The sequence below is a fragment of the Nostoc foliaceum FACHB-393 genome (genome assembly GCF_014698505.1).
Lineage (GTDB): Bacteria > Cyanobacteriota > Cyanobacteriia > Cyanobacteriales > Nostocaceae > Nostoc > Nostoc foliaceum_A.
In genome coordinates, this window is record NZ_JACJTD010000047.1 from 1 (window position 1) to 14,709 (window position 14,709).

Below are 14,709 nucleotides of genomic sequence, written 5' to 3' on the forward strand. Positions count from 1 at the left end.
AGTTAATTTTTATGTCTCTAAACTATCACTAACTATCTCAAAGCCTTATGCCTCCGTTTTTACGAAGATATCAAAGTTTTGCCCCAAAGCTTTGAACAGTCTGGCTTTGGAGTTTTCGGACAAGTCTTTTGCAACCGACCAAACCTAAGCGAGCTAAAGCAAAATCGTCCACGTCTAAGAAATCCGCCTCAACTAGTACTAAGCGCCAGTCCACTAAGCCACGCAAGATAACTGGAAAGTACCAAGAAAATTATAGTTAACCCGTCCTTAGCTAAAACCCGCATTTCTCACAAGCTTGAGGGAAGGGACAGAGGGGCAAAGTGCAAAGAACAAGGCACATTGAACTCTCCTCTGCTCCCACTAGTGAACCGGCACTTGCACAGGCTTTGAGCATCGGTTATAAATCCGGGTCAAACGGCTACGCCAAAGCGAAAGTGATGTATTCATATAATAGATATGGTCAGCCTTATAGCCACGCAAGGAACTCTGTTTGACCTAGAAACAGTTCTGGATTATGGGCAATCAATCCTCAACGTTGCTCAAGAACTCACCAAATCACTGATTGAGCAACGGACTATCTCCACCAGGACAATCCAAGCCCAGATGAATCGCTATTTTCTAGGCACTGCTGCGTCCGGTGCGTGGCAGTGGAAAGACGCTTACGAAGCTGTGGAAGTGGCGCAAATCTTATATCTGCGTCATCTGGGAATTAAGATTTTATCACAACAACCTCAAGTGGTTGTGCAACAATTAGAAGAATTAACAGCCCTCTGCCCAACGCAAACACGGCGCAGTGAAGAATCAGTACAGCTTCAGCAATTCTCGACACCTCTGCCGCTTGCTTATCTGGTAGCCAAAGCAGGATTTATACAAGCTACTGATTTGATTCTGGAGCCAAGTGCCGGAACTGGTCTATTGGCACAAATGGCTAAACTGCACAGTGCAAGTCTGATGCTCAACGAGCTTGCACCCGATAGATCGAAGATTCTGCGGCGATTATTCCCTGGCACTCCACTATTCTCAGTAAACGCGGAACAGATTAACGACTATCTGGTTGGCAAGACTCAGCCCTCAGTTGTGCTGATGAATCCACCTTTCTCTGCATCTCTCAAAATCAACAGTCGCAACCCCGACGCAACTAAGAGCCACATCAACTCAGCATTGCAAAGGCTAGCTGACGGCGGACGACTGGTAACAATCACAGCCAACTGGTTTTCTCCAGCTAACCCAAGCTGGCGAGAGACTTTCCTTAAGTGGCAGGAGAAGGCACGAGTTTTAATGTCAGTCGGGGTTAACGGCAAGGTGTACTCAAAGCATGGTACACAAGTCGACACTCGGATTACAGTGATCGACAAAGTTCCGGCTGACTCCAGCGAAATCCCTTGCATTACTGAAACTTTGGATCTGCCTGAAATACTGGCACTGATTCAGCAATTGCCTGGGCGTTCGTCTTTGACGTTGCCGCAGGCATCGCAATGCAATGCTGCAACTATTAAAGCTGCTGTCGTTGCAGCGAAGGTTCTTAAACTGCCAACGAAGCGTACAGCGATCGCTTTACCAGAACCCTCCGCAGAAATTTCAGATGTGGTTGTTCTGGAGTATGAGGTTATCGAATGGTCTGTTACTGAAGGACTCAAAGATACTTTATACGAAACCTATCGCCCACAGCGAATCCGAATCAAGGACGCTTTGCCTCATCCCTCGCTGCTTTGCGAAAGTGCAGCCCTAGCACTTGTCTCGCCACCAGCACCAAATTACAAACCGCATCTTCCTAGCAACATTATCACACAAGGCTTGTTGTCAGAGGCACAACTTGAAAGCGTTATTTACGCAGGTCAGGCGCACTGTGAATTTCTATCTGGGTCTTATATTGTAGATGATTCATGGGATAATGTGACTGTAGCAGCAAATAGCTCAGAAAATGCTGTAAAATTTCGTCGTGGCTGGTTCTTAGGCGATGGGACGGGTGCAGGGAAAGGAAGACAGTGTGCGGGAATCATCCTCGACAACTGTTGTCAGGGGCGGCAAAAAGCAATCTGGGTATCCAAAAGTTCTGCCTTAATTGAAGATGCCCGTAGAGACTGGTGTGCGCTCGGAGGTAGTGAAAAAGATATCATCGACCTGAGCAACATTAAACTTAGCGACCCAATCCCGTTCACCCAAGGCATCCTATTCTGCACCTACTCAACTCTACGATCCCAAAAGAATGGTAAAAGTCGGCTTAAGCAAATCGTTGAATGGGCAGGTAAGGATTTTGAGGGTACTATCTCCTTTGACGAGTGCCACAGCATGGGCAATGCAATGGCACAAGAGGGCAAACTTGGTATGGTTGCAGCATCCCAGCAAGGTATTGTTGGGCTGCGGTTGCAAAACGCACTGCCATCAGCACGGGTTATCTATGTCTCTGCGACTGGTGCAACTAAAGTCTCAAATCTCTCATACGCCAATCGCCTGGGACTTTGGCAGACTGGGGATTTCCCGTTTACCTCCCGTGAAGATTTTGTGGAATCCATTGAGGGCGGTGGTATCGCCGCGATGGAAGTGGTCGCCAGGGATCTCAAGGCTTTGGGACTGTATCTGGCGCGGAGCCTTTCATTCGAGGGAGTTGAGTATCAAACTCTCTACATTGATTTAACGCCCACGCAGGAACGGATTTACAATAGCTATTCTGATGCTTTTGGTGTTATTCATAATAATTTAGATAAAGCCCTGGAAGCTTGTAATATCTCTGGTGACAAAACTTACAACCGTGCTGCAAAGATGAGCGCGGTGTCTCAGTTCGAGTCGCACAAGCAAAGATTCTTCAACCATCTGTTGACTGGCATGAAATGTCCGCAGTTAATTAAAGCGATTGAAGAGGATTTAGCTGTGGGTAACGCCATTGTTATTCAAATTGTATCAACTAATGAAGAGTTGCTTAAGCGCCGACTCAATGAAGTTGCACCCGAAGAATGGAAGGATCTCAATCTTGATCTAACTCCACGGGAATATGTCATGGATTACCTGATGAGTGCATTTCCCATTCATTTGCATTCCATCTATTCAGGTGTTGACGGCTCAGAAAGATCCGAGCCAGTCTTTGATGCCGATGGTTCTCCAATTATTTCTATTGAAGCTGTAGCCTTGAGAGATGCCTTAGTAGATAAGTTAGCAAGTCTTGATCCAATCCCTGGTGCTTTAGAACAATTGCTGTGGCACTTCGGTAATAAGCAAGTGGCTGAAGTTACAGGTCGCAGCAAGCGAGTTCTCAAGGATGATTCCGGGCGTTTGTTTGTTGATTCGCGTGGTAGTGGCGCGAATATTGCTGAAACTGCTGCATTCATGCAGGGTGACAAACAAATCCTCATCTTCAGTGACGCTGGTGGGACAGGCAGAAGTTATCATGCTGATCTAAATGCTGCGAATCGTCGGCGGCGATCGCATTATTTGTTGGAAGCCGGCTGGAGAGCAGACAATGCAATCCAGGGGTTGGGGCGATCGCACCGCACAAACCAAGCATCAGCACCCGTGTTCAGACCTGTAACCACTAACGTCATAGGTGAACGCCGCTTTATCTCAACCATCGCTCGAAGGCTGGATAGCTTGGGCGCTCTTACTCGTGGTCAACGGCAGACGGGTGGTAATGGGATATTTGAGGCTAAAGATAATCTGGAATCGAACTATGCAGAACACGCGCTGTATGAATTATTCAGACAAATATACCAAGGTCGATTTTATGAAGTTCCACTAGGGACTTTTGAGCAAATGACTGGACTCTCGCTCACTTCCCACGAAGGCGGCATGAAAATCGATCTCCCACCCCTGCGCCAATTCCTTAACCGACTGCTGGCTTTACGCATTGATATGCAAAACATCATTTTCGAGCGTTTTGAGTTGTTGCTAAGTCAACAGATTGAAGCAGCGATCGCGGCAGGAATTTATGAGGTGGGAGTGGAAACACTTCGAGCAGAACGATTTAATATCGAAAGCTGTGAATCAGTTTATACTCATACTCAAACTGGTAGCGTGACCAACTACTTGAAGATTGAGCGCGTTCAGAAGAACAACATCAGAACAGCTATTGAGATGCTTGAGTTTGCTACTCAGTATCAGGGGAGACTGATTGTTAATACTAAATCTGGTCATGCGGGTGTGTCAATTCCAACTCACAGTCTATTCGACGCTGATGGTGGTGTTGTACCAAGAGTGTTACTCGTCCGTCCCCAAAAAGAAACACGTATACCAGTTAAAGATTTAGAATCTTCCACTTGGAAAGCGGTTTGTGTCGATGCGTTCATTGCTGCTTGGTCGAAAGAGGTAGATGCGCTGCCCAAGTTCACTACCGATTTCCTGCATTTGGTAACTGGTATTCTCCTACCCATCTGGAAAATACTACCACAGCAGAATAGCCGAGTATTCCGGTTGCAAACCAGCGATGGACAAAAGATTCTCGGTCGGGTGGTGAATGCTCACGACATTCAAACCGTGCGCGAACAACTTGGACTAAGAAATCAGGTGCTTTCTCCAGAAGAACTTGTGAAGCTGGTACTGAACGAGAGATATACACAGCAGTTACCGGGTGGCGTGACTTTGCGACGTTCTTTTATTGCTGGTGAACCTCGCATAGAACTGGTTAATGCTATCTCGCTGGCAGAGCGACTCTTAGCTGTGGGTTGCTTCACCGAGATCATCAACTGGAAAAAGCGGGTATTCATTCCGGTTTCAGACAAAGCCCCAGCTATTCTAGCGGCTGTGATTGAAATCTTGGGATAATTTCCAACCTCAAAGACCCAGATTTAGTGTCTGGGTCTTTTTATACCCTCAAAAAATTAATAATCGCTTTGGCAAGCGCTCCGCGAGGGATTGATGAAATTCTTGGGGAGAAAGCAATCATGGCTAAGAAAGAATTTGCAGCCGCCCAAGCTGTTGAGTTGTACATCGGCAGCTATCGGTTTGATGCTATCAGAATAGAGCAGACGAAAGAGTACCGCATGTCTCAAAATCAAATCCTTTCAACAATTGGTATCAATCGTAACTGGCTAATCACGTTACCTTTGAAAGCACCCAAAGTCTATCAAAACCTTGTAGAACAAGGACTAAATCATGTTACCCTTTTTGCGGAATATACTGTCAATGGCGTGGGAACCCGTGCTGAAACTATATCGGTAAAGGATGCCAGAATAATTTGGCGCTATTTCGACACGAAAAGTCCTTGTGTTCACAATTCAATGGATGCAAAAAGCTTTAACCCAGATGAGCGTACAACTACATAAACTGGTCAGCGATATCACTGGTAAGCTAATCAGCATTTAAGCTGCAACATAGTTGACATTGCCTTTATTTTTGATTTTCCGATACCACTTAATCAGTAGCTTACCTTGATTTAACAGTTTATCTAGTAAGCTAATCAGCATTTAAGTTGCATAAAAGCAGGACTGATGCTATTACTACGAGCAAATCATTCTGGAAAAATAAATAACGATTAGCTTACCGAATGGTTGAGGGATAGTCCACCTATGCTCACCTTACTGTCAACAATTTACCCCTGTCAATTCACTACGAATTTAGGCAAAGCTTTACTTAGTGCTATTCCTTACCTGATATTTGGAATAAATGTGAAAGTCTACCCAACTTTATGACGTGACTGAATAGTGACAGAGTAGGATAATGTCTTCGATCGCATCCTGAATAGACGTTATGTCATCCTTGCTAACTTTAATTGACCGAGAACCGAAACCTTCTGAACTCGGCATTTCTCCGTGCAGCAAATTGCCAAATGTCGAGTCACGCTCAAGGGTAACTTTGTCTGTTGACTCATTTTGGGGTGTAATTGTGTTTTGATTGTTTAGTTCGTCCTGAGCTGCGGAAGGTTTAGTCACAAACAGGTTAATGGATTGGGGAGGGTTGGCTATTGTATCTTTTAGCTTTAGGAAAAGCTGTACGCTCTTGAACTGAATTGACTTACCCCGGAGTTGGAATGGGAATCGCTCTTGTGTCAGGTCAAGTCTCATGCTTTGGGCTTTTGTTACTTCGTCACTGGGGTGCAGGAATCGATACCACTCAGTGGAGAACTCGTGCTTGGCACTGAACATCCGCAGCAGCCCTTCTGTCTGCTGTAAGCCCTTCAACGCGCCTTTGGCTTTATCTTGCAACAACTCTCCACCTTCACGGGCAGTATAGTTGAGCTTGATAATGACATCTGAGATGGTGTCGAAATCAAAGGCATTGCAGTCTTTGGGCATATCGAGTCGCCATCTGGAGATGACACCTGCACCTTCAAAAGGCAGATAACGTTCGTCTCTGAAGTTTAGCTCAAACATACCGCTGTCATTCTGGGCAGTACTAGTGACAATGGACTGAATTGCACCGAAGTTAGCGACGAAGCGATCATCATCTTCTCCTTCTACATAGGGGTCTACTGGGGTACTTTTGATCCGAGTCTTGTTATTCAGCAACGTGAGCGTACAGTTGATGCTGGTGTAAGGTCCTGTAACGCAGGGGATGGTGATATTGACGTTCTTAATCCGGCGTATGTAATGACCGGGATAATCCATATCGAAGAGTGCCTCAGGTAGATCTATCTCGCATACACCCATCTCTTTGAGAGAGATTAGCGCCAGTGGGTTGTGCAGCACTAAGGAGATATGCTTAGTGATCTCATACTCGCGTTTATTTTGGTCGAGGTACGCTACTTCCATACGCTTGAGATCGTAATGCAGTTTTTCACCAGCCAAGAGACCTTTTTTCAGGCTATCCCAGTAGCCAGGTTGGATGAATTTGGAATTGGTAATACCCAGTTCAAACTGATATGCTTTTTCTGTTCGCTTGGCAACGTCGTATGCGAGTTGATAGCTCTGGAAGTACAGGGTTGAGACTTGGGACACCATCCAGTTGTAAAGCTCCTGATTGGTGAACTTTTCCCCCATGTAGGTATCGACTTCCTTGGCGTTTTCTACTTGCAGGTCGTGATTTTTCAAATCTCGCTCTGCGATCGCCAAACGAATTTCGTTAGCTACAATCTGTTTATCAATTTGGTTTAATTCCTTAGCTGCCAAATCTTCCTGTAGTTTCCAATCGTCTTGTCTTCTGTCATACCCTCCCTTAATAGAGGCTATAGTCGCTTGATAGCTTATTAGGGAAGCCACCAAACTCATAAACCGACTATGCGCTTGTAGAGATTGTCCAACATTTGAACCGCCAAACCTCACCTTTACTACTGGGCTGCTAATGCCTGAAGTGCCTATATCAAATTCAGGAATTGAGAAGGCTGTGGAGGCGGCAAGTTCAAATCCTTGTCCAATTGTTTGCAAAACATGCGCTGTTTCTAATTTTGCCAGATGAAGTTTTTCATTGGCATTTGTGTACTCTCGACTGGCGTAGTACTGGTGTCGGGTTTCAGTGACTATGCGGGATTGAATCAAGCCCTCTAGTGTTGCCTTTGCTTCATCAATCTGCTGTTCTTTAATTTGACGCACAGCATCTAACAGCTTGATTTCATGACCGGAGCGCAGTAAGGATAGTTCCTCGGCGTCCTTCTTCTCAAGTGCTGAAAGCAATGCTGCGCCTAGCGCCTTCACGTCAGCACACAGTTCAACTGCTTTTTGCAGCACGACCTGGAAGCGATAATGGGGTAGTGGCGCGTTGAGGTCATTGAGAGCGCTGCCGATATCTATTCCTGCGGCAGCAGCCTTGACTAGAAGAGCTGGATCGATGGGTGGCTCGAAGAGCGGTAGTTCGCGAACTACGCCTTCGATGTTCATGCAATTGCGGATTTTGAACAGGCGATCGGCTACGGTATCCCAATAACTGAGCAATTTATCGTTCTTTGGAATGCAGAAGTACAGGATTGTCCCCAGAGGATGTGGAGGTTCAGGCTTAGGAGGAGCAGCTTTATTATCCGCTGCTCCAGCAAAATCATTGATTCCCAGTGTTTTTTTCTTTGAAGGACTTATCTTATCTTGCACTGGTGGCAATGTGTTTTCCACTTCGATAAGAGCATTGGAAAAATCGTCTAGGCGATCGCGCAAACTATTGTAGGTTTCAGGCTCGCGTTTTTGGGCTTGGATGCTCTGTGGACGTGGCCCCAATATCTCAGCCGCTAAGATATAAAGCTGGGTCGCTTCGTTGATAGACTCAATCGTATCGCGGCGGAAGAGTTGGTCTCCCCAAGCGATTAAGTTGTCGAGGTATTTCATGACCACAGCTTTTTGATAGGCTGTAATCCGCATTCGTGCAATTAGGTGGGGGTTAAAGGGGTTATTATTCCACTTCTCTATCTGAGCGACTAACGATTGCTTTTCTTTAGAATTGTCTTCATCTTCACTTAGCAGTTTCAGCAGTTTATCAATTCTCTTGGTGGCATCTTCATTGTCAACAAAGGGTTTGATTTTCCAAAAACGCTTTGTTCCAGAAACATCAGTACTGCGATTCGTAGGATCGAAGATATAGTGGAACCACTTGTGGGCTTCCTCAAATCGTTGATTCTGGCTCAAATGGTTAGCAATCAGGAAGGGTGCATGGAAGAAAAATTCCCAGTTGTAGAGTGAATAAGCTCCATCTAAGAAATCAAAGTCTTGCACGGGATGAGGAGACTTCACCGCAGATGTTGGGTCATACTCATCAAAAAATGTCGTGGAAAATTTTTGGCGATATAGCTTTTTAGTATCTATAGGGTTGAGGGTGTAATCTAGCCCGTATAAATTGAGATGCGTGATGATCTGCCCCACAAATGGGTGATAGAACATCTCAAACAAGTAGTGCTTGCCGAAAAGGGAGTTCCTAGCCATGTGAAGCTGACCATTTCTTGGAGGGTTTTGTAGTGAAAGCGCGAATGCTGCATTTGCATTTGAACCGACATTTGTTAATGGTGCTGCCGTTATTGTTATCGCATTGCTATTAGTGATGGTAGGCTCTTCTACATTCTTCCTGGTGAAATTGAGAAGTATGCCACTCCCTACTGTCTCTGGCAAGGCGGTATTCAACGTTATTCTGTCTAGCTGACGTTCGTGAGGTGTGACGAAGAACGTTCGGGTGTCATCCTCATAGAAGAACGGGGCTTGAGTCATGAAATCCCGGAACTGAGAAGGGAAAGCAATTGTGAAAATTCCTGGAGTTTTCTCAAGGGTTGGTAGATCCGTTCCTGGGCTTAACGCAAATCCGTTGCTGTCTACCTGACCTGAAATGAGTACAAGTGGTTCATCAGGAGATGCTTGACGTTGTTGATTCTCCAACAATTTCATGTCTTGGAAATAACTGTAACGTGAAGCCACTATTTCTGAAACTGTTTCGGCTAAAAGACTTTCTGTTTTAATATTCCCGTCCCCAAATGAGAGTATAAATCGTCCAATAATGTTAGTAGCTAAACTTGCCGCATAAACGGAAATTATTAGGTTTCCCTCTATACCCTCTATAATTGAAGCGAAGCGGTACATTCTTTTTGGTGGAAAGGCAGAGCTTTTAACAATGTTTTCATTTCCAGAAACTTTCTTTGCAGACCATTTTCCGTTTTTGTCCTCACTCCAAGCCAGTTGGATTTCCCAATATTTCCTCGGCTCACTTCCTTCTTCTTTTTCTTGCTGAGTTGGCTCGTTGGCTTTCTCAGTAAAGATGGGCCAGAAAAGGTATAATCGCTGGTTCCACACAACTGGAATCAGATGATTGCCTTCGATATCCAAATCAACTCGCTCCCAAGGTGTCCAATCGGCAGAATTTTCCCAGCGGCGATAGTAATAGATGTGAGGGATGCCCCGCGTGCGACCAAATACGTGGAGGATTTCTTCACCTTCCTGGTAGTACATACCGCTGATTTCCAGGCGGGCTACCTCGTCGAGTTTCTCTAGATAACGCCGGAAAGCCCCTTCCACCGTCTCTAATGTCACTTCGTTTTGCAGCAGTTCGCTTTCTAGGTCTTTGAAAAATGGCGATTTGTTATCCCGTAGTTCTGGCTCAATCCAATTTTCCGGGTAGAGGAAGACTTTACGGTTAGCTTCCCAGACGCGATACCACTTCTTCCAAGAAGTCCACTTGTCAGCGTCATCTGTCGTCATAGTCACGTCTGGCTCTAAGTTCATCAGGCAGCGCTGGATAAAGAGTTGCACTGAACTGATTGCCTGCTTGATGCGCGATGTCAGCATACAGGGAGCCATTTCGACATCGATTAGATAATGGGCAAAAAGGTCGTTGGTATCCTTGAACTTGGCATTCCCGCCCACCAGGTAACAGACAAGTGCATTCCGTTGCTGTATACGTAATTTATCCCGCAGCGGCGAAGCTACTTTGAGCCACTGGTCAAAGCCGTATTTCGCTTGGACAGCTAGGCGAATGCTGCGGGCTGCCTTGGCGGTCAGATCGGGGGTAAGCCACTTAAAAATTTCTTGGGCTGACACACCAAGCCGTTTGCTCATCTCCAAGCAAGCCTGAAATCGCGTCAGAGCTTCTCCATTTCGGTAATCTTCTGGGAAGGAGAGACTGATTAGCCCGTAGTTTTGTGTAGGTTCGTTGGGAAAATCATCAAGATGTTTAGCCAAAAGCCTCAGGTCTGATTCACTCCAGCCAGTCAGTTCGCTCAATACCTGAGCAAACGTTTGTCTGTTCTCTGCATTGAGTAATTTGAGCAAAGATGGATCATCTAGTCGTAGGGCATCCCGCATCTTAATCAAACGGAGTAACTTTTTCAATTGCGAGAAAGACACCAAAGACACACCAGTATTCTCGAAAGACAGGGCGTTCAAATTGATCAATAGCTCTGACCCGGACTCGAAAAGCCAGGGTAGCATTATGGAGGTGATGGCAAGTTTGTTGAGAATCAGAGCGATTTTCCACAAAAGTGTGAAAGTTTTGACAGCTTCTTCAAAAGCTTTGACGGCTTCTTCGGTTAACGTGTCGTTGATAAACTCTTGTTTGAGAAAAAACGCGATCGCCTTCTGGTTGGGTTCGGTGGGAACTATCACTAACTGCGTCAGTAAGAGTTCAGCCGCACGGACTTCCAGATTCAACGCCTCAGCCATTGCCCGGATGATGAGATTCTGGCTTAAGTAACGGCGCAGGTAATTTAGGAGAGGTTGCAGCACACTACTAAAGCGTTGTTCTGGTTCGGTAGGCGCGTTGTTAACCATGAGCTGAACCATAGCCTGGGCAACTTCAGGGAAAGAACCAAACTGCTCGTTTATAAAAGCTTCCGCATCATTTGGCAATGGCTGATTCCCCTGAATCAACTTCATCGTTTTTTGCAGCGTCATCGCTTTTTCGACTTCTTCACCTTCCAGGGGGAGCTTTGCTAAATTTGCTTTCGTTAATTCACCTGTTGGGTCAGGTGTCAAGGTGGTTTCAGCCGAGATTGTTTTGAGTCCATCTTGCAGTGTACTCAGAATCAAGGTAATGCTATCTGTTTTTGGTGCAACCCCAATTGCTGGTGTCTCAATATGCCACAACAAATAGGTCAATTCTGACAGGCTGAAAGCCGACTCCCAGACGAACCTCACTTCCTCCACAAATTGCATTGTTTCTTGAGGGGACTGGAATGGAATACCTCCAATTAGATACCAGAGCGTCAAGTATTCACGGACAGAGAGATGGAGAGATTTTGCCAGCGAGACAACACAGTATAAACCAGAGAGATTGGCTAAATTTAATTGATTGGTTATTGTTGGGCTTAGAGAATAAAAGTCTTCATTGCTGATGCCCAAAGCAGCAGCAATTGGGGCGATGTACTCGGTGATATCATTTGGGGTTGCTTTGAGTTCCGTGCCCGATCCATTCAGATCGAAAGGTTCGATCTCTTCTGGAGTGCTGAAGAAGGCTTTGTTGAGAAAGACTTCAGCATAGGGCGACTTATTGATTACTTCGCCGTCGAGTTCGTAGGTGCGAGTATCGAGTTTAGTTCCCCACCAGCTCAACAAGTGGGACAACGGAACTTTTAAATCGCTCTGTAATTGCTTGATATAGGACAGTTGTACTAGAAAGTTAGCGTTCAAATCCTCTACATTCAGGGCTTTAATTGCCCTTACCAAGTTGAATATGCTCCAGCCTAACTTCCGTTGTAGGCGAACAAAGCGGACTATTTTGAGTGCTGTTTTTTGATCGAGATTAATAATAGATGCCTTATCAAGATCGCATTCTTGACCGCTAAATTCAATCCGGAGATGCCCTTCTGGAAACGGTACTGTGCGTGGATTAATGAACGATGTAAGCAGCAATTCACGCAGTTCTTGATAGCTAAGTCCCGATTTCTCCAAAAATTTTGGTGCGTGTTTCAAGGCTTGCACCCAGTTTGAGGCTTCGCCTACATCTTCATTAGACATCCCCCACAACTTTTGTGGCTCGTTATCGAAATCGGAGTCAAGACCAATAATAATATTCCATTCCAATTCGGTCAGCCCTAGTGCTGCCATAGCAATGTCATAAATTGACGGTTTAAGTACTTCGCTATCTCCTCGATAAAATCTTTTCATTAAATCGGAGCGCTTTATCCCCAAATGTTCTAAATACACTCGCCCCTCTTCATTCCACAGATGGAAAGGCAAATTCCAGGGATATTTTTGCTCTTTGAGTATTTGGTAAGCTTTGATGTTTAGGTGTTCCGGCATGGCGCGTAACTCTTCTGCCGTGCCTTCTGTTTGATAGACTTTGTTGGTAGGCGCTATAGCATTTTCGAGAATTTCATTTACCAGGTCTATGTAGGGCAGTGGAGTGTTGGTGTTCTGGCAGGAAAGCTTAATATTGCCAATGTCACCTCTGCGTTTGGCAAATAGCTCATTCAGTGCGGTTTTCCCTCCTTTAGCAGATACCCCTGCCAAAAATTGCAAGCTATCAACAAGGTAGGCAGCAGGGCTGTAAATAGAGCAGCAGTGTTCGCAGGCACAGAAATCTGCGGAGCCAAACAAGGTCTTCCAGTTAGGAAGTTTCTGAGAAGGTTGATAGGCTATCGAGTCAATTACATTGAGGGAAATATTGTTCATCGCTGCACTATAATCAGCGAAGAGCGCTAGTGCCGTTGCAGCAGTTTGGCTGGCATTGTGGTAAAGAGTTAGTGCTGCTTCTGTGCCTCCAATTTGCTCGGCGTAGTTCCTGACGAAGGCACTTTGCCCCATTTCCCGGATGGCTTTGGCAGAAGTAATACCGCCTTGTCTCAAGGTTCGCACAGCAGAATAACGGTTAACTTCGGGGGCGATACGGAACAACCGTTCGGTGGTCTTCAGTTCTTTTCTCACACCCTGTTCATCTTCGATGCCTCTCAGAGCTTCAGGATGAGCTGCCAAATAGCGTTCAACTGGAGTTGATAATTCAAAATCTTGGTTGTTTGCAAAGAAGCGGTTTAAATCTGCTTGGTTGGCAAAAGGGCTGTCGTTGTCTTTTGCTAGGCGACTGGCGAACACGGCTGTCGGCAAGGTGGTTTCCATCATTCCGACCATTGCCTTGGCATAGTTCTCAGCCTTTTCTGCCTGATTCTCGCCGGAAATGTCTGGCGATGTGCCAATTTGTTGGTTATTGATTAACTCTAGCCAATCGGCAACATCAAATCGTGCTAAGTCTCGCAGATTGTTAACATCTGGTTTGGCTTTTAATGCTCCTACTAAGGGCAGATGATTGTTCGTCAAAATGCCCAATTGTAGGGTGAATTGCAATTGTTCTACTGCACCGTTTTGATTAAATTCGGAGTCTTCCCGTAACCTTGACCAGAATTCCTCAATTGAGCCAGTGTAAGCTACGTAACGAGTCAGGAATGCTACCCGTTTTTCCGGGTTCAAACCTGCGACTTCCAACAAAGCACCCAAGGAAAACTTGCCAGGAATTTCTGATTCTGATAAAGCGTATTCGACGCTGAATTCCTGGAGTCGTGCGAGAATTTTATCTAGAGACTCGCGCAGCCTTGCGGGAATGATGTTTTCATCTAAGGCATCTTCTAGGGAACGGCGCAGTACCTCTCTATCCTGGGAAAGCAAGTCGGGGAGAGTGGTGGGAAGCCCTTGGCGGAAGAATCCGTAAAACGCTGCTTCTGGTATGCCAGTTTCTGTTGCCAGCAGTGCGTCCAGAACATAAAAAGTAACCTGTTCCGGGTTTAGCTCATACTTGCACGTCAAGAAATCGATATCTTCTTCAGTGAGTGCGGTGGCGCTGACTCCTTCTGCCCGGAGAATGGGAATGAGTTGGTTGCTTAGTTGCGTGTACTCTGATGGCCCTGTGTAGGAACCACCGACAACAAGCTGCACGGTTTCTACGGGTTTTGCCTTGCAAATGGTGGGAGAGGCAACTAGCACGTTACCGCTTGAGTCAACAGCGCGGACAATCAGGCTGATACTACCTTGTTCGGGGCGAGGATACTCAATTTTATAGCGCCCTGCCTCATCGGATGTTGTTGTACCCAACTGGGTTTCGCGACGCAACCCCCTCTCGGCGGCTTGTACCTGTACGCCAACAACTGGAGTGCCGTCTACCTGAACAACTTCTCCCTGAAGAATGAATGACTTAGGTTGTAGTGCATCTACTGCTGCGTTGATGAGTCTGGCAGTTGCTTCATCTACGACACCCGTTGCTTCGATGCTTTGCTGTCTCTGGAATTCTTGTACAGCTAGGAAAGTGCTGTTACCAAATAAACTTTCTCTGTCTTCAATGGTGAAGCCGAGTTGGCGCAGTTCTTGTTGAAGGAGAGTGACATCTTCACCTGTCATTTTTACGGATAAGTTTCGTCCTTGCAGTTCCATGATTATCCTCCTTTATTATTTATTGGGCTAA

General features: G+C 45.8%; 3 protein-coding genes. 2 read left to right on the forward strand and 1 reads right to left on the reverse strand.

All coding sequences use genetic code 11. The features are described from left to right. Positions 1-456: 456 nt before the first annotated feature. Positions 457-4,752 (forward strand): strawberry notch family protein, encoded by a 4,296-nt coding sequence (locus H6G92_RS27845; protein WP_190898628.1) that lies wholly within the window; start codon positions 457-459, stop codon positions 4,750-4,752. A 119-nt stretch (positions 4,753-4,871) separates the two neighbouring features. After that, positions 4,872-5,252: a hypothetical protein gene (locus H6G92_RS27850; RefSeq protein ID WP_190898630.1), complete on the forward strand. Its 381-nt coding sequence runs from the start codon at positions 4,872-4,874 to the stop codon at positions 5,250-5,252. 360 nt (positions 5,253-5,612) lie between these two features. Here H6G92_RS27850 and H6G92_RS27855 read toward each other — a convergent pair whose 3' ends face one another. Continuing rightward, positions 5,613-14,678 (reverse strand): Tc toxin subunit A-related protein, encoded by a 9,066-nt coding sequence (locus tag H6G92_RS27855; protein ID WP_190898640.1) that lies wholly within the window; start codon positions 14,676-14,678, stop codon positions 5,613-5,615. Positions 14,679-14,709 lie beyond the last annotated feature (31 nt).

Bases quoted from the DNA above. Each gene is read 5' to 3' on its own strand.
- H6G92_RS27855 (WP_190898640.1), bottom strand. From the start codon at position 14,678: ATGGAACTGCAAGGACGAAACTTATCCGTAAAAATGACAGGTGAAGAT.
- H6G92_RS27850 (WP_190898630.1), top strand. From the start codon at position 4,872: ATGGCTAAGAAAGAATTTGCAGCCGCCCAAGCTGTTGAGTTGTACATC.
- H6G92_RS27845 (WP_190898628.1), top strand. From the start codon at position 457: ATGGTCAGCCTTATAGCCACGCAAGGAACTCTGTTTGACCTAGAAACA.